We start from the raw sequence: 14,242 nt of genomic DNA, 5'->3' as shown, positions 1-14,242 counted from the left end.
GTCTCGTAGGTGCATTGGGCGTCCGCGGCGGGACAGCGGCTTGGTCATGACGCCTCCAGCTCGCTGAGGTCGCCGGGCATCCAGGCCACTCGGTCGGCGCCGGCTGCGAGGTTGCTGTGGACCGTGTGCAGGCCGGCCTGCCGGCAGGCGACGACGGCACCGGTGCCGGCCGCGTACCGCGAGGGGCAAGCCACCTCCTGTGTGACCTCGGGCTCGCCGTAGCCGGCGGCGCGCAGGAGGGTGATGGCGTCGGCGAGCAGCATCCGCACCGGGAAGTCGCCGAACGGGACCGCGTCGCGTGGCGGCACCCAGGCGAGCGCGGTGAACTGCAGCGCCGGCATGATCGCCCACCAGCGGTGCGCGTTGGCCTCGCCGACGGCCTTGCGCTGCACGACGAGCACCCCGACGTCGGCCTTCGCGTGCCCGATCTGCGTGGCCAGCTCGCCGAGCCACCGCTGGATGTCGAGGTCGCTGGCGGTGCGGGCCATGTCGCCGCCCTTCACCGACCAGCAGATGCCGGGGGTGCCGGTGAGGTCTCCGGCGTCGTGCTCGCCGCGGAGGGCGCGCCGCTCGGCGTGGGGGAAGCCGTTGGGGATGAGCACCTTCACGACGGCGGACTCTGCTTTGGTGCCGATCTGGCGGGGCTTGTTCACGCTGACACCTCCACCCGGTCGAGGCAGCGCTGGCACTCGTGGTCGCCGTCGTGTCCGAACGGACGGGCGCAGGGCACGTCGCCGCAGCAGAAGGTCGAGCACGCACCGGCGACCAGCAGCGGCGCGGTCTCATCCCGGTTGGCAAGGCAGGCGACGCACTCGGTGACGCTGAACGGGCGGTCAGAGGTGTTGATGTCCCCGTCGGGGAAGGCGGTGTGCCGCAGGTAGCGGTGCCCGGGCGCGATGGTCGGCACGTTGTGGTCGCTCGGGACGGTGTAGCAGCCCTCGCAGAGGTGGGCGATGCGGGCGGTGATGGCCTTGGTCGTGGTGCTCATCGGGTCTGCTCCCTACGGGTGGCGGGGGTTTGGCGGGTGAGGCGTCGGAGGGCTTCGCGCCGGCGGTCGGCGAGGTCTGGGTCGTCGGTGGCGGCTGCGAGCCGGTCGAGGAACTGCTCTGCGATGGGGCCGACGGGCTCCGGGTCGACCGCGCGGGGGGTGTTTTGTTGATCTCTCCCCCCTCTCGGGTCACGTTCCGCCCTCCTTAAAGAGAGGGCGGAAAACGTGACATCCCGAGGGAGGGGCGCGTGTGACTTAGGTTCTGAGCGCTGTGACTTCCTGACCTGCGGGGATGCGTCGGACGGATCGACCCGTGCCTTTCCCCGTGCCTTTCGCTCAGGGATCGACGCGTACCTTTCTCTGTGAGTTGTTTGCTCACCGTGCGCGTCGGATCGGCTACTACCGGTATCGGTCATCGGACGCCTCCTCATCGCTCCCCCACGACGCCGGAGCCACCGCGAACCACCGGTCCGCGTTCCCCCGACCGCCCTTGCCGTCCTCGCTCGCCGGCTTGAACACGAGCAGCCCGTGCTCCACCAGACGGGCCAGATTCCGGCGGGCCTTCTCCACCTGCGCCCGGGTTGGCTTCTCGACCGAGAACTGGCATCGGGCTGCCTCCGCGGCCGAGATGCCGGTACTCGCGCACCTGCGGGCCAGCGCCACCACGTCGGTTTCCTCGTCGTGGTAGACCTCGGCCAGGCCGGTGGTCCGGTTGTGCAGCACCTTCAGCGGGCCGACCTCGTTCATCGGCTGCTTCAGGTGCACGAAGTCGATGACCGGGTCACCCGGCTCGCCCCACAGCAGCACCACCGAACCGGCGCCCGAGGTGAGCCAGGTGGAGCCGTAGATGCCGTTGATGTTGTTCGGCTTCCCGCCGTCGGCGCCGTTCTTCACGACGTGGTGCAGCTCGACCAGCTGCACCCCCTCGGCCAGGGCCAACTGCCGGGCCCGGTTGTAGCCGGCCCCGACCTCGTCCTTCGACAGGCCGACCGCGGCGTCCTTCAGCGAGTCGACGAACACCACGTCGGCGCCGTGCTGCTGGGCGAGCCGCAGCAGGCTGGCCGGGTCGGCGGCGAAGTCCGACGGCGGCGGCCCGGACCAGAAGCGGAGGATCTCGGCCAGGTACTCGCGCTCGCCGGCGTTGCCCGCGAACATGCGGCCGAGGTTGCGGCGGGCTTGCTCGGGCCGGTCCATCGCCAGGTACAGCACCCGCTGCTCGCACGGCTCCACCGGGAAGCCGAGCACCTCGTGGTGCAGGCCGGCGACGGCGCGCAGGAGTTGCCCGGCGATGGTGGTCTTCCCGACGCCCTGCGGCCCGGCGATCATCAGCGCTTCACCGCGGGCCCACAGGATGTCCTCGCCTTTGCCCCACAGGGCGGGTGGGGTGGGCGGCAGGTCGAGCAGGAACGTGGCGCCGTCGTGGACGCGGGCGGCGTCGTCGGCGTGGGACTTGGCGAGGGCGGCCTGCTCTTCGGCCCACCGCTGCTCGGCGGCGTGCCGGGCCTTGAGGAGGATGAACTGCCGGTCCTCTTCCTCGACCAGATAGCGGGCCTTGCGCTCTTCGCGCTGCCGGGCCAGCTCTTCCCGCTGACGGACGCGGGCGGCTTCGACCTGCTCGCGGGCGGCGGCGGTCTGCTTCTCCCAGGCGGCGTGCTCCTCGGGGTGCCGGTCGGGGTCGAAGGGGTTGGGTTCCTCCGGCGCCACGGTGTCCATGCCCCCCCAGTCGATGTCGATGCTCACGCGTTCACGTCCTCGCCGGGGCCGAGCGGCCGGCCGGTCTCCCAGTCCACGGGGCCGCCCGGGTGAATGCGGTAGGGGCGGCCTTCCGCGGCGGCCCGGGCCTGGCCGAGGGCGTCCATCTCCGCCATCCGCTCCTGGTAGCGCTGCTCGGCGGTGGGACGGTGGATGGGGTTGCGGGCCCAGGTGGCGTGGAGTTCGGCCACGTCCTCCAGGTAGGTGGCGGTGCGCCCGGACTCGTACGCGAGGTGCATGAGGTAGGCGACCTGCTCTCGGGTGAAGGTCTGCTGAGGGCCCTGCAATGCGCTGGCGGCGGCGAGGATCCCGCCGGCGCTTGGGGTGGTGCTGGTCATCAGGTCCCCCCTAGGTCGTGGTGGTCGCGTGGGTGGCGCCCCGTCGCGCGCTCGATGCGCGGTGCCGGCCGGTCCGGGCGGGGCTGGGTGGTGCTGGGTCACCAGGGCGCTTCTTCGGGCGCCGCCGGGCGGCTGGCCTGCCCGCCGCCGCCCTTCCCGGCCTTGGTGACCTTCGCGGTGGCGTGCCGCAGGCTCGGGCCGACCTCGTCGACCTCCAGCTCGAAGACGGTCCGCTTCTCGCCGTCCTTCTCGTACGACCGCTGCCGCAGCCGGCCGACGACGATGACGCGGGCGCCGCGGGTGAGGGACTCGGCGACGTGCTCGGCGGCGTCGCGCCACACCGAGCAGGACAGGAACAGCGGCTCGCCGTCCTTCCACTCCTGCGACTGCTTGTCGAACATCCGGGGGGTGGAGGCGACGCGGAACTTCGCGACGGCGTGACCGCCGGGGGTGAAGCGCAGCTCGGGGTCGTCGGTCAGGTTGCCGATGACGGTGATGACGGTCTCGTTGCTCATGCGGGCTGCTCCTGCGGGGCGAAGTCGGCGGGGTTCAGGTCCGGGTCGATGTGTCCGGGGTTGATGCCGTAGCGGACGAGGACGTCGGTCAGCCAGTCCTCGTACTCGCCGTTGAGGGCACCGGCCTCGGGGGTGAGGTCCCAGATCAGGCTGGGGGCGTCGATGGGCTGGGTGAGCGCCACGACGGCGGTGGTGGACGAGACGGCGGCGAGCGCCAGGTACCCGAGGTCCGGGCGGGAGCCGGGCTCCGGGTTAGGCGTGAGGTTGCGGATCTCCGTGCGGAAGGTGGCCCAGCAGGCGAGGGCCTGGGCGGCGTAGTGCCGCACCCACGGGCCACGGGTGGCGTCCTCTCGGGTGGCCGGAGCGGGGGCGATTCGCTCGGCGGCGTTGATCGGGGACTCGACGGTGGTGGTCATGTCACTGCTCCTGCTCTCCGGCGGCCTTCTTGAGGTGGTCGATGACGCGGGTGGCGTCGGCCTTGCTGAGTTCCTTGGTGCTCGTGATCTCGCGCTCCAGGACGTCGCTGATGTAGCCGAGCCCGGCCTCCCGGTTGGACTTGCCGACCTTGCCGAGCAGGACGTGCAGCAGGCCCTGCTGCGCCTGGCTGATGCCGTCGGGGCGCTCCCCCGGCAGCGGCGGCTGGGCGGCGGCCGGCCGCTGGGCCCGCTGCGCGGTGGGCTGCTCCGGCGCCGCCGGCCGCGCCTGCTGGCGGGGCTGCGCCGCGCGCTGGGCGGTGCGCCGGCCGGAGGCGGCCTGCCCGTCGTCGTCCTCGTCCTCGGCGGCGATGCCAGTCACGGCCAGCAGCGCGTACCGGCGGCCGTACGTGGTGGCGCTGCCCATCTGCTGCGGGTTGTCGGACAGCTTCAGCGGCCAGCGGCCCGACTTCTTCGTGGCCGATGCGACGTGCTCCAGCTCGTACTCCAGGACGAACTTGCCGTCCTCGGTCAGCGTCGGCAGGCAAGACCAGACGACGCCGAGCTCGTTGAGGCGGGACAGCACCTGCTCGTTGACCTGGACCAGGTCGGCGTACTTGGACTGGTGGCCGGCCTTGTTCTTGGTGAGGACGGGAGGCTTGGCCTGGAGTTCCAGCAGGGCCTCGGCGAGGTTGGCGGCCATCAGAACGCCACCGCCTCGGCCTCGTCGGCCTTGGCCAGCACGTACGCGGAAGCGGTCGGCGGCTCGATCGGCTCCCCGACCAGGTCCCGCAGCCCGTCGACGATCCGGGCGGCCTCCTTGATGTAGAGGAAGTCGCGGTAGACGTCCTCGTCGCTCTCCAGCGGCACGAATGAGTAGGTGCCGTCCGGCCGCAGGTGGATGCCGGCGCAGAAGTCCACCGGCGGCATGTCGGTGACCGTGCCGTCGGGCAGGATCAGGAACTCGCTGTGCCGGTACGGGGCGAGCTGGAGAGCGACGTCGCCGAAGATCCCGGACTTGGTGGTCTTCCAGTCGAGCAGCCCTCGTGCGTAGCCGTCTTCACCGCGGGGGATGTGGTCGTACTTCGGCATGTCCGGCAGCAGCACGTCGGCGATCAGGTCGAGCGTCCCGACGTGTCGACGGGTCTCCGAGTAGACGACCGCCTCGACGTGCACCGCGCGGACGTCGAACTCGTCGAGGAACCGCACGCACGCCTGGACGTAGCCGGTGAGTCCGTCGGGGACGGTGACCCGCTCGTTGGCGATCAGCCGTTCGGCGAGTTTGTGCACCTCGGTGCCCTTGGCGGAGGCGGCGTCGCGCTTCTCGTACCGCCCGCCCTTGATCTTCTTCAGCCGCTCGCTGAGGGGCAGCTTGGCGAGGTCGTCCCAGTTGTCGACTGCGTATTCGGCGGTGGCTTCGCCGGCCCAGTTGAGTAGGGCCGGCTTGGGCAGGCCGTTGCCGGTGAGGGTGGTGACGCCGGGCACCCGCTCGCCGCCGGCGTCTTCGTCGACGTACCAGTGGTTGCGTCCGCCGTGCTTCTTTACGATCTTCACGCGTTCACCTCGGCGTGGTTGCGGGTGGCTTCTTCGTTGAGGTCGTGGCGGTTGCAGTCGGGGCACTGGCTGCCGCCGCAGATGTAGAGCGGGTCGAAGGGGTCCCACCGCTGCTCGGGCAGGTCGCAGGTGACGCAGGTGTTCACGCCACCACCCGCTTCCGCCAGGCCGCGGCCCGCGCCAGCACGGTGGCCATGGACGGGGTCTGCCACCGGTGGTCGGGTGCGTCGTGGTCGCGGCGTACGGCGCCGCACCGCTCGCAGCCCATGGGCAGGGTCTTCACCGCTTCGCTCCCTTCGCGCGGTTGCCGTCGGCCAGCCGGGCGCAGGTCCGGCAGCGGACCTGCGTGTCCAGGCGGGGCACGAACTGGGCGTTGCACCGCTTACACCGCTTGGGCGGGTTGGTGGGGTCGAGGTTGCGGCGCTCGTTGCCGGTGAGGCCGGCGCGAATGCCGTGCCAGTCGCGCAGGTCGAAGGACTCCTTGAGGCACTGGGTGGCGACGGGGCAGCCGGCGCAGATCTTCTTGGCTTCCTGCTCGCCGAAGTGGTTTCTGTCGTCGGGGTGCATGACGTCGGGGTCGACGTCGAGGCAGTTGCCGCGTAGCCGCCAGTCGTGGTCGGCGTTGGTGGTGGCGGGCCGCAGGACGGTGATGCTCATGCCGCCACCGCCTTCGGGCGTCCCGACCCGCGGCTGTAGACGCGCCACCCGCCGGCGGCCGGGGGTGCGGCGGGGAGCGCGATGCGGTGGCGCCGGGCGACGTCGGTGACGCAGCGGTCGGAGCACAGCAGCCGGCGGGCGATCTCTTGGAGGTGGTGGCCTTGGGCGGCGAGGCCGCGGATGGCGTGGACGCGGTCGGGGTTTTCCAAGCGCATGCGGGCCCCGTGGTGGGTGACCCAGCGGATGGCTTCCCAGTCGGGGCGCTGGTCGTAGCGGTGCAGGGTGACGCTGTGCAGGTAGCCGTAGTTCTCGATGGTGGCGCGGGTGGTGCACAGCGCCCAGGCGATGTGGGTCTTGGAGTAGCCGAGGGCGGCCATGGCGCAGATGGCGTCGTGCTTCTGCCAGCCGCGCAGGGGCTTCTGCTGCTCGCCGAGGACGACGGCGGCGACGTCGAGGATGTCGGCGGGGATCGTGACGCTCACTTCAGCCGCCCCCGCTCCGACAGCTTGGCGACGGCCTTCGCGAGCGCGTCGACGATCTCCTTGCTCGCCGGCAGCTGCTCGCCCCGGCTCGCGCGGGCTTGCAGCCCCTTCAGCGACTCGGCGATGTCGAGCAGGCCGACGGCGAGGGTGCCGCGCGCCTTGTCGTGGGCGGTCTCGCTCTGGCTGATCTGGTGGACCTGCTGCTCCAGGTCGGCGATGACCTTGCCGTGCTCGGTGCAGTCGAGGGCCCGGTCGCTGGCGGCGCGGACCTGGCGGTCCTTGTCGACCATGGCGGCGGCCCAGGCGTCCTTGAGCCGGTGCGCCTCGCCGGCCATCGCGCCGATGGTCTTCTCGACCTGCTCGACGTGCCACTTCTCGCTGCGGGCGAGCTGCAGCAGTTCGCGGGCCGGGTACTTGGCGGCCATGTTGAGGGCGTTGATGCTGGTCTCGATGCTCACCGCTGCGCTCCGATCAGCTCGTCGTGGATGTGGGCGGGCACCTGGGGTCCGATGGGCAGCACCCCGAGGTGCGGGTCGTCGACCAGCTCGTAGGCGACGTCGGCGATGGCGGCGATGGGCGGGCGGATGGCGGGGATGACGGCGGTGGGCACGTCGGTGGGTCGGCTGACGGCGGGCTGGCGGAGGTCGGTGAGGGGGTGCCAGTGGTCGTCGGCGCCGGGGTGGGTGGGGATGTCGAGGGCGGTGGCGAGTTCGGCGCGCACGTACTGGAGGAAGCCGATGCGGTGGGGGCTGAGCGTGGTCACCGGGCCACCTCCGGGAGGGCGTCGATGGCGGCCATGAGGGAGGCCTCGGCGCGGCGGTGGCCGTCGGCGGTGTCGCCGGACCAGCGCCACACCTTCGCGGCGTCGACGACGACCCGCATGGCGTCCCGCTCGTTGGCGAGGGCGGTGTTGGCGGCGGTGAGGGACCGCTCGTCGGCCTTGTAGCCGTCGAGGGCGCGGTTGGCGTCGGTGAGCTGGGCGCGGGTGGCGTTGTGGGCGCGGATCTCGGCGTTCCGCTCGGCGCGGATCTTGTCGCGGGCGATGGCGGTCTGCTCGTAGAGGCCCTTGATCTCGGCCAGCTCGGCGCGCACCTTCTCCAGCTCGGCGTCCCTCTCGTCGACCTTCGCCCAGACCATGTCGACGTCCTCGGCCCACATGCGGGCCGCCTCGCCGTGGTCGACGGTGTGGCGGGCCTGCGCTTGGACGAGGCGGATGGTGGCGAACGCGGCCCACCCGGCGAGGCTCATGGCCCGGCCGCCGACGGTGTTGTGGAGGTCGGCGGTCAGCTCGGCGCCGTAGACGGCTTCCCCACGCTCGGCGAGGCGGCGGGCGGTCTCCGGGTCGGCGGCGAGGGCGTCGACCGCGCGGAGGGCGTCGACGGCGCCCTGGTCGATGAGGTGGATGTCGTGGGCGGTGAAGTCGGTCATCAGAGGCTCCAGATCAGGAAGGCCGCGAGGGCGATCACGATGGCGTCGAGGGCGACAGCCAGCGGCAGCGCGTTGAGCAGCCCGCGGAAGACGCGCAGGTTGTCGTGGTGCTCGACGGCGGGGCAGGAGAGGCCGTGCTCCCGGCCGGGCGGCGTCCAGCAGCCGGCGCGGCAGTAGTCGTCGCTGGTGTTGATGGGCATGCCGGCGTCGCGCTTCGGGTGGTGGATCGCGAAGGCGCCCATCACACGTCCTCCTCGGACCACCAGGTGATGAGCACCTTGTCGTCGTGGGCCTTGACCTCGATGACCTCGTCGGCAACGTCGCCCAGGTCGCGCTTCACGTCCTGCTGGGCGATGACGAGGGTCTTCAGGAACTCACTGATGTGGACGGGCGAGGGCAGCTCGTACTCGTGGTGGGTGATGCGCTTGACGCGCTTGTTGTGCAGCGCCATCACGACACCGCCTTCAGGTGCCGCACCTGCTGCTCGTAGCTGGCGAGGTCGGCGCGCTGCTGGTCGGTCATGCCGGCGATCAGGGCGTCGATGTGGTCGCGCATCCGCACGACTTGGGCGACGGGGTCGGCGGTGAGGCCGAGGTCGTCGAGGGTGGGCGGGGTGTGCCCGTCGAGGGCGGGGTCGGTGGCGACGGGCATGTCGCTGTCGGTGCGGGGCGACCAGGGGCCGGTGGGCTGCGGCGGGTCGGGGTGGGTGGCGGCCGGCCAGGAGAGGATCGTGCCGAGGTCGATCACGACGCACCGCCGATCGAGCCGTCGCGGTTAACGCGCCACTCGGGCACCCACTTGGAGTTCTCGCCGGGCGGGCGCAGCTGGACGTTCGGCTCGCACTCGTGATCGCGGGCCATGCTTCGGGCCGCCTCGACGTCCAGCGGGCCCTCGTCGAAGTCGTCCTGCCAGTCCCAGTCGCAGGTGGTGCAGCGCACCGACCAGGTGGGCCCGTCGTACTTCGGCCCGCAGCCGTAGCAGGGACCGACGGCCCCGTTGACGGAGACGACGAGATCCTTGGCCGCCTCGTCGGCGACGATGGCCTCGTCGGTCCTGGTCCAGTCGATCGGCTTCGGGTGGCCGGTGATCAGCCGGGCGGCCTCCTCGACGTGCTCGGCGCACCGGCCGGTGATGACGGCCTTACCGCTGGGCAGGTGCGAGATGCCGAACCGGGTGCCCTCGTCGCCGCTGGGGGTGATGGCGAGACCGGGGGCGATGATGCGGCCCTCGACGTCGATCAGGTCCTTGCCGCGGATGATCTGCACGGTCTGGACGGTCTGCGTGCTCATCGGGTCGCCTCCATCTGGGCGTGGCGCTCGTCGGCTTCGGCGTTGGCCAGCCGGCGGAACTCGCAGCCGGGCAGGGCCTCCACGCGGGCGACCTCACGGGCGAGCTGCTCGTCGGTCATGGCGTGGACGTTCGCGGCGTACTCGGTGCACGCTTCGGCGACGGTGACCGGGCGGATCGCGGCCAGCTCCGCGCACAGCCGGGGGCTCACCGGGGGTCTCCGGTCGGCTCGTACTCGCCGTCGAGGACCAGGCGGATGCGGTACGCGGAGTCGAGCTGGTCGGTGGAGCCCTCCGACTCCAGCTCGTCGGCGAGCCGCAGCATGGTGTCGGCCAGCGACGAGAGCCGGGCGGGCAGGATGTCGAGGGCGACGAGCATGTCGACCGCTTGGCGGACGCTGTCGGCGGCGCGGAAGTCCGGGTACAGCGGCCAGGTGCCGGTCCGGTCGTCCTTGCAGGCGACGGTGAAGCCGTCCCGGTAGGGGTGGTAGTCGACGGCGACGGTGGCGTCGGCGCTGCACCGGGCGTTGACCCAGCCGCGCTGGCCGCTGAGGGTCCAGCCGTTGGCCTTGCGCCAGCGGGACACCTCGGCGAGCAGGTGGCGGTCGCTGGTGGTGTTGGCGGTCCCGTTCATCGGGTACCTTCTCTCTGGTCTGGCGCTCCGCTGTGTCCTAGCCGGGATGGCGGAGCGCTTTGCTGTCTCGGGCCGGGCGGCCCGGACGGGGTCTCAGGCGGCGTCGGCCGCGTTCTTCGGCTCGTCCAGCGGGCGCCACACCTCGTCGCGTACCGGGTGCAGCAGCGCCACGATCTGGTCGACCTGCCGTTCGTTGAGCCGCCAGCCGCGTACGGCCTCCGCGCCAGCAGCGCGGATCTCTTCGGGGGTGTGCAGCCTGTCGCTCATCGGACTTCCGCCCGGAAGAAGCGGTTGAGGCTGTCCGGCTCGTTGGCGTCGCCGAGCTTGTGCAGGACGGCAGCGATGAACCCCGGCGAAGGCTGTTCGAGGCCCCGCGTGACCTTGGAGTACGAGGCCCGCGAGACGCCGAGGAAGTCAGCCTTGGCCGCCTTCGTCTCGTAGCCGAGGTCTTTGACGGCGGCGTCGAAGGCCGCTGCGTCGAAGACCAGAACCGGCCTTTGCTTCGTCTCGTTCACGAAACACACGCTAGTGCGTTTCGTGATCGAACGCTAGTGCCTTGGCCGATAGGTTCTTGCGAGTCTGTCCGTTCGGCTAGTCTGCCGCCTATGGCCGCTTCCATTTCCCCGCCGGACTCTGCCCAGACGCCGGCCCCCATCGCTCGTGGGGTGGCTCGCGTTCGTTCGCGAAATGACCTAGGCTTCGTGCCTGTGACGACACAGCCGAGCTGGGATCACCGCGCGTTCCGCGAATACGTGATCGCCCGCGCCAAGGGACTCGGCGTCGCCGACTCCACAGCCGAACTCGGCCGCCACGTCGGCATAGGCCGCAGCATGCTGTCGAAGTGGTTCAGCGGCAGCGAACGGCCCTCCCCCGCCAGCCTCGAAAAGCTGGCCAAGGGACTCCGGGCCCCCATCGACGACCTCATGCAGCTCGCTGGCTGGTCGAAGGTCGGCGCCGCCCTGCCGACACCGCCCCCGCCGGAACTCCACCCGCTCGCCGCAGAGGTGGACCAGATGCTGGGCGACAACTCCCGCCTCAGCGAAGAAGACCGCGAGGCGTTGGCCGGCCTCGTGGACCGGGTCCTCGCCGGGTGGCGGCCACAGCGCAACGGCCGCCGGCGTACCGCCTAGGCCGGCTTCAACTCCACCGTCGACGGATCGAAACCAGGCCCTCGCTTGCGCGAGGGCCTGATCGTTATGCGCAGCAGCGCCCCCACCGCGGCGCGCTGCCGGTGCAGACCCAGCCCGTCCCAGCCGTCCCGGTTGATGCCCCACAGCCCGTCCAGGACGGTGGGCACCTGAGCGGCGGCGATCTGCGTACGCAGCTCCGCGATGCGCTTCTTCAACCGCGGCACCGTCAACCGCAGCACGTCGGGGCCGAGGTCGTCGTCGTCGGCGAACTCGGCGAGGGTCTGCTCCAGCCGGGCGGACACCTTGTGCAGCTCGGCGACGAGCGGGCCGGTGTCGGCGGCGACGGGCTGCATGCGCTTGCGGACTTCCTCGTCGCCGAGCAGGGCCAGCGTGGCGCCGATGACGTACTCGTCGAGGTGGTGCATCGCCCGGTGGGTTTTGCGGCAGCCGGGGGTGATGCAGCCGTATCCGGTGAGTTGGCGGCCCTTGCTGTGCAGCCGCACGGCGAGGGGTTGGCCGCACGGGCCGCAGCGGGCGATGCCGGACAGCAGGTAGCGGCGGGCGTTGCTGGCGTAGTCGTAGGCGGATGCCTTGTGCGCGAGGACGGAGCAGACCGCTTCCCACGTCTCCCGGTCGAGGATGGCCGGCCATGCGGCGGGCCCGACGATGGTGCCGTTGTGGGAGAGCAGGCCGGCCATGCGCGGCTTGGTGAGTACCTTCTTCAGGCTGCCGTGGGTCCACGGCGCGCCGGTGACGGTGGTGACGCCCCGCTGGTTGAGGTCGCGGACGATGGCGCCCATCGGTTCACCGGCGAGGACCCGCCCGGCCGCCTCACGGATGACGATGGCGTCGGTGTCGCGGACACGAAGCCCGTCGGGTTCGAAGCCGTACGCCCGTCCACCCCGGCCGCCGAGTCGGGAGATGCCCTGTTCGGCGAGGCGGTCGAACTTGGCGCGCATCCGCCGGCTGGTGTTGTCGACTTCCCGCTTCGCGACGGCGGCTTCGATGCGCAGCACGAACTGGTCGTCGGGGTTGCCGAGGTCCCGCTCACCGGTCGGTGACGCAAGCAGGGTGCCGGCCTGCGCGAGCCGGAGCAGGATCTCCAAGTCCCAGGGTTGCCGGATGAGCCGGTCGCCGTGGTAGACGATGATGGCGTCGAGTTCCCCGCGTCTGATGGCGTCGAGCATCGCCTCCCAGCCCTTGCGGCGGACGGTGTGCTTCCACGCGGAGACGGCGTTGTCGACGTAGACGTGCTCGGGGCTGACCGCCCACCCCTTGGCGTGGGCAAGCCGGCGGCACACCAGCTCCTGCTCGTCGACCTTGACGGTGTCGCCGATGCGGGCGAGGCTGATTCGGCAGTAGATGGCGGCTCTGACCTGTGGCTTGTCCTGCACGGTGAGTACGTTATCGCGAAACTTTGATGGGCTCCATGTTGCCGCCGGTGACCAGCGCGCCGAAGTCGCGGAACACCACGCCGCAGAGCACGTGCAGGCCGGAGTGGGTGCGCATCAGGCGGGTCCGCCGCTCGTCGGCCACCGCGCCGGTGACCGTGGTGCCGACCGGCGGCACCGGATCTCCCTCGGCGGGGATCAGGTAGAGGTCGTCGCCCTTGCGGGTGCCGACGATCCGGGTCTGCACGCCCTGCCACAGCAGCACGCCGTGGTCCGGCGGCTGGCCGCCGCCGCCCGGGTAGAACGCCGACCGGTCCAGCACGACGCCCTGCTCGTCGGCGGCGAGCACCGTGCACTCCCACTCCCGCAGGGTGGGGTCGGCGAGATCGAGACGGTGGGTACGGCCGTGGTGTGTGACGCCCATGACAGCAGACGCTACCTGTTGAGGAACGTCGAGATCCGCTCCCGCAGGTCGGCGCGTTCGGTCCAGGCGAAACCCGGGCGGTCGTAGAGGTGCAGGGTGGCGTGCGGCAGCGCCGCGGCCAGCTTCTCGGCGACGTGCGCCGGGTGCAGGTCATCGCCGGCACAGCCGATCACCAGGGCCGGGGCGGTCACCGCGGCGAGTGCGGAGACGTCCCGCAGCGGGGCCTGCTCCGGCAGGTCGGCCAGCCCGGGGGCGAGCCCGTCGCGCAGCAACTGGTCGAGCCGCTGCCGCAGGTACGCCCAGCCCGCCGGGGTGTTGCGCACCGCCGCCGGCACCTCGAGCGAGACCACGTCGGCGACGGCCGAGGCGTCACCGTCGGCCACCGCGTCCAGCAGGTCGGTCAGCCGTTGCCGGGCGACCGGGCCGCGGGGTTTGTCGAGCACCGCTGGCAGGAAGAAGACCAGCTTCTCGAAGCGGTCGGGGCTTTCCAGCAGCAGCCGGCAGAGCGCCCCGGCTCCGAGGCTGGCCCCGAACGCGCGGGTGGCCCCACCGAGGTCGGCGACGGCCCGCAGGTCACGGGCAAGGTCCAGGTAGCTCCACGGGCCGGGCGGCGCGTCCGAACGCCCGTGCCCGCGGAACTGGAAGAAGATCTTGCGGCCGGTGACCGCGCTGCCGAACGGGCGGGTGGTGGCGATGCCGTTGCCGAGCCCGTGCGCGAAGACGGTGGCCGGGTCACCGGCGCCGGTGACCAGCCGCTCCAGCCGTACGCCGTGCGGCGTGGTGACCAGCTCGGTCTCCGGCTCGGGCAGGGCCGGTCGGCCGGTACGTGGCGCGCCCGGGCCGGGCCCCCAGGTGCGGGGTCCGCCGTCGGGCGGCGGGGGCCAGCGGAAACCTCTCACCAGAACCCTTTGCCGTCGTGCAGGTCGCGCAGCCCGACCCGGACGTCGAGCAGGTAGATCAGGCCGGCCGCGATGCCGATCAGCCCGAAGATGCTGAGCGCGCCGAAGCCGAGCAGGGTGAGCACCAGACAGACCGCCAGGATGGCGATCCAGCCGCCCTTGGGCAGGGTGCCGATCGCCGGGAACGCGTCGGCGCGCTGGGTGATCGCGTGTACCAGGGCGATGCCCTGGACGGCCAGGGCGAAGACGAGCAGGATCAGCTCGATCACATAGCGGACTTCGAACACGAAGATCGGCGCGGCGATGGCCATGCCGGCCAGCATATGCCGACGACCCCGGAAACGTCCCACA

The 14,242-nt window shown here is 71.6% G+C and carries 27 protein-coding genes and 1 pseudogene; 1 reads left to right on the top strand and 27 read right to left on the bottom strand.

Annotation, left to right across the window (positions count from 1 at the left end; genetic code table 11):
- Nucleotides 1-44 precede the first annotated feature (44 nt).
- The 23 genes from ACTMTB_RS01565 to ACTMTB_RS01455 all read right to left on the bottom strand — a co-directional run bounded on the left by ACTMTB_RS01565 (nt 45) and on the right by ACTMTB_RS01455 (nt 10,562).
- Complete coding sequence (locus ACTMTB_RS01565; RefSeq protein WP_441142148.1) at nt 45-653, bottom strand: hypothetical protein; 609 nt, start codon at nt 651-653, stop codon at nt 45-47.
- Complete coding sequence (locus ACTMTB_RS01560; RefSeq protein ID WP_441142147.1) at nt 650-988, bottom strand: hypothetical protein; 339 nt, start codon at nt 986-988, stop codon at nt 650-652. Before ACTMTB_RS01560 ends, ACTMTB_RS01565 begins: the two co-directional genes overlap by 4 nt.
- A gap of 399 nt (nt 989-1,387) precedes the next feature.
- Nucleotides 1,388-2,728 carry an AAA family ATPase gene (locus tag ACTMTB_RS01555; RefSeq protein ID WP_441142146.1) on the bottom strand — a complete coding sequence of 447 codons (1,341 nt, stop codon included), beginning with the start codon at nt 2,726-2,728 and terminating at the stop codon, nt 1,388-1,390.
- The gene (locus ACTMTB_RS01550; protein ID WP_441142145.1) at nt 2,725-3,078 is read right to left on the bottom strand and encodes a hypothetical protein; all 354 of its coding nucleotides are present in this window, start codon (nt 3,076-3,078) and stop codon (nt 2,725-2,727) included. Before ACTMTB_RS01550 ends, ACTMTB_RS01555 begins: the two co-directional genes overlap by 4 nt.
- 98 nt (nt 3,079-3,176) lie before the next feature.
- Nucleotides 3,177-3,593, bottom strand: coding sequence for a single-stranded DNA-binding protein (locus ACTMTB_RS01545; protein ID WP_441142144.1), 417 nt, complete (start codon nt 3,591-3,593; stop codon nt 3,177-3,179).
- Complete coding sequence (locus ACTMTB_RS01540; protein WP_441142143.1) at nt 3,590-4,009, bottom strand: hypothetical protein; 420 nt, start codon at nt 4,007-4,009, stop codon at nt 3,590-3,592. The genes ACTMTB_RS01545 and ACTMTB_RS01540 overlap by 4 nt, the downstream gene beginning before the upstream one ends.
- A 1-nt stretch (nt 4,010) precedes the next feature.
- Nucleotides 4,011-4,709: an ERF family protein gene (locus tag ACTMTB_RS01535; protein WP_441142142.1), complete on the bottom strand. Its 699-nt coding sequence runs from the start codon at nt 4,707-4,709 to the stop codon at nt 4,011-4,013.
- Nucleotides 4,709-5,560 (bottom strand): hypothetical protein, encoded by an 852-nt coding sequence (locus ACTMTB_RS01530; RefSeq protein ID WP_441142141.1) that lies wholly within the window; start codon nt 5,558-5,560, stop codon nt 4,709-4,711. Before ACTMTB_RS01530 ends, ACTMTB_RS01535 begins: the two co-directional genes overlap by 1 nt.
- The gene (locus ACTMTB_RS01525; RefSeq protein WP_441142140.1) at nt 5,557-5,706 is read right to left on the bottom strand and encodes a hypothetical protein; all 150 of its coding nucleotides are present in this window, start codon (nt 5,704-5,706) and stop codon (nt 5,557-5,559) included. The genes ACTMTB_RS01530 and ACTMTB_RS01525 overlap by 4 nt, the downstream gene beginning before the upstream one ends.
- Nucleotides 5,703-5,843: a hypothetical protein gene (locus ACTMTB_RS01520; protein WP_441142139.1), complete on the bottom strand. Its 141-nt coding sequence runs from the start codon at nt 5,841-5,843 to the stop codon at nt 5,703-5,705. Before ACTMTB_RS01520 ends, ACTMTB_RS01525 begins: the two co-directional genes overlap by 4 nt.
- Nucleotides 5,840-6,217, bottom strand: coding sequence for a WhiB family transcriptional regulator (locus tag ACTMTB_RS01515; protein WP_441142138.1), 378 nt, complete (start codon nt 6,215-6,217; stop codon nt 5,840-5,842). The genes ACTMTB_RS01520 and ACTMTB_RS01515 overlap by 4 nt, the downstream gene beginning before the upstream one ends.
- Nucleotides 6,214-6,699: a hypothetical protein gene (locus tag ACTMTB_RS01510; RefSeq protein ID WP_441142137.1), complete on the bottom strand. Its 486-nt coding sequence runs from the start codon at nt 6,697-6,699 to the stop codon at nt 6,214-6,216. The genes ACTMTB_RS01515 and ACTMTB_RS01510 overlap by 4 nt, the downstream gene beginning before the upstream one ends.
- On the bottom strand, nt 6,696-7,157 hold the full coding sequence (locus ACTMTB_RS01505) for a hypothetical protein (RefSeq protein WP_441142136.1): 462 nt from the start codon (nt 7,155-7,157) through the stop codon (nt 6,696-6,698). The genes ACTMTB_RS01510 and ACTMTB_RS01505 overlap by 4 nt, the downstream gene beginning before the upstream one ends.
- Nucleotides 7,154-7,462 carry a hypothetical protein gene (locus ACTMTB_RS01500; protein WP_441142135.1) on the bottom strand — a complete coding sequence of 103 codons (309 nt, stop codon included), beginning with the start codon at nt 7,460-7,462 and terminating at the stop codon, nt 7,154-7,156. Before ACTMTB_RS01500 ends, ACTMTB_RS01505 begins: the two co-directional genes overlap by 4 nt.
- The gene (locus ACTMTB_RS01495) at nt 7,459-8,127 is read right to left on the bottom strand and encodes a hypothetical protein (RefSeq protein WP_441142134.1); all 669 of its coding nucleotides are present in this window, start codon (nt 8,125-8,127) and stop codon (nt 7,459-7,461) included. Before ACTMTB_RS01495 ends, ACTMTB_RS01500 begins: the two co-directional genes overlap by 4 nt.
- Entirely contained in the window at nt 8,127-8,369 is a 243-nt protein-coding gene (locus ACTMTB_RS01490) for a hypothetical protein (RefSeq protein ID WP_441142133.1), read from the bottom strand. Before ACTMTB_RS01490 ends, ACTMTB_RS01495 begins: the two co-directional genes overlap by 1 nt.
- Complete coding sequence (locus tag ACTMTB_RS01485) at nt 8,369-8,578, bottom strand: hypothetical protein (RefSeq protein ID WP_441142132.1); 210 nt, start codon at nt 8,576-8,578, stop codon at nt 8,369-8,371. The genes ACTMTB_RS01490 and ACTMTB_RS01485 overlap by 1 nt, the downstream gene beginning before the upstream one ends.
- Nucleotides 8,578-8,874, bottom strand: coding sequence for a hypothetical protein (locus ACTMTB_RS01480; RefSeq protein WP_441142131.1), 297 nt, complete (start codon nt 8,872-8,874; stop codon nt 8,578-8,580). Before ACTMTB_RS01480 ends, ACTMTB_RS01485 begins: the two co-directional genes overlap by 1 nt.
- The gene (locus tag ACTMTB_RS01475) at nt 8,871-9,416 is read right to left on the bottom strand and encodes a hypothetical protein (protein WP_441142130.1); all 546 of its coding nucleotides are present in this window, start codon (nt 9,414-9,416) and stop codon (nt 8,871-8,873) included. The genes ACTMTB_RS01480 and ACTMTB_RS01475 overlap by 4 nt, the downstream gene beginning before the upstream one ends.
- The gene (locus ACTMTB_RS01470; RefSeq protein ID WP_441142129.1) at nt 9,413-9,625 is read right to left on the bottom strand and encodes a hypothetical protein; all 213 of its coding nucleotides are present in this window, start codon (nt 9,623-9,625) and stop codon (nt 9,413-9,415) included. Before ACTMTB_RS01470 ends, ACTMTB_RS01475 begins: the two co-directional genes overlap by 4 nt.
- A complete protein-coding gene (locus ACTMTB_RS01465) occupies nt 9,622-10,047 on the bottom strand; it encodes a hypothetical protein (RefSeq protein ID WP_441142128.1) in 426 nt (141 codons plus the stop codon). The genes ACTMTB_RS01470 and ACTMTB_RS01465 overlap by 4 nt, the downstream gene beginning before the upstream one ends.
- Before the next feature lie 93 nt (nt 10,048-10,140).
- Entirely contained in the window at nt 10,141-10,314 is a 174-nt protein-coding gene (locus ACTMTB_RS01460) for a hypothetical protein (protein ID WP_441142127.1), read from the bottom strand.
- A complete protein-coding gene (locus ACTMTB_RS01455; protein ID WP_441142126.1) occupies nt 10,311-10,562 on the bottom strand; it encodes a hypothetical protein in 252 nt (83 codons plus the stop codon). The genes ACTMTB_RS01460 and ACTMTB_RS01455 overlap by 4 nt, the downstream gene beginning before the upstream one ends.
- 192 nt (nt 10,563-10,754) lie before the next feature.
- On the opposite strand from ACTMTB_RS01455, the gene ACTMTB_RS01450 reads away from it, so the two are divergent.
- The gene (locus tag ACTMTB_RS01450) at nt 10,755-11,177 is read left to right on the top strand and encodes a helix-turn-helix domain-containing protein (RefSeq protein WP_441142125.1); all 423 of its coding nucleotides are present in this window, start codon (nt 10,755-10,757) and stop codon (nt 11,175-11,177) included.
- Here ACTMTB_RS01450 and ACTMTB_RS01445 read toward each other — a convergent pair.
- The 4 genes and pseudogenes from ACTMTB_RS01445 to ACTMTB_RS01430 all read right to left on the bottom strand — a co-directional run bounded on the left by ACTMTB_RS01445 (nt 11,174) and on the right by ACTMTB_RS01430 (nt 14,202).
- Entirely contained in the window at nt 11,174-12,571 is a 1,398-nt protein-coding gene (locus tag ACTMTB_RS01445; protein ID WP_441142124.1) for a recombinase family protein, read from the bottom strand. The two genes, ACTMTB_RS01450 and ACTMTB_RS01445, sit on opposite strands and share 4 nt — an antisense overlap.
- Nucleotides 12,572-12,599: 28 nt before the next feature.
- Nucleotides 12,600-12,992: pseudogene (locus ACTMTB_RS01440) on the bottom strand (alanine--tRNA ligase-related protein); the annotation flags it as partial.
- Nucleotides 12,993-13,003: 11 nt separating this feature from the next.
- Nucleotides 13,004-13,891 (bottom strand): alpha/beta fold hydrolase, encoded by an 888-nt coding sequence (locus ACTMTB_RS01435; RefSeq protein WP_441142123.1) that lies wholly within the window; start codon nt 13,889-13,891, stop codon nt 13,004-13,006.
- Complete coding sequence (locus ACTMTB_RS01430) at nt 13,888-14,202, bottom strand: DUF2516 family protein (RefSeq protein WP_210773656.1); 315 nt, start codon at nt 14,200-14,202, stop codon at nt 13,888-13,890. Before ACTMTB_RS01430 ends, ACTMTB_RS01435 begins: the two co-directional genes overlap by 4 nt.
- Nucleotides 14,203-14,242: the final 40 nt, after the last annotated feature.

Origin of the sequence: Micromonospora sp. L32 (genome assembly GCF_052068055.1) — a bacterium.
Classification (GTDB): domain Bacteria; phylum Actinomycetota; class Actinomycetes; order Mycobacteriales; family Micromonosporaceae; genus Micromonospora; species Micromonospora purpureochromogenes.
The sequence above is the reverse complement of the archived record's forward strand: the minus strand, read 5'-3'. Positions and strand labels throughout refer to the sequence as shown.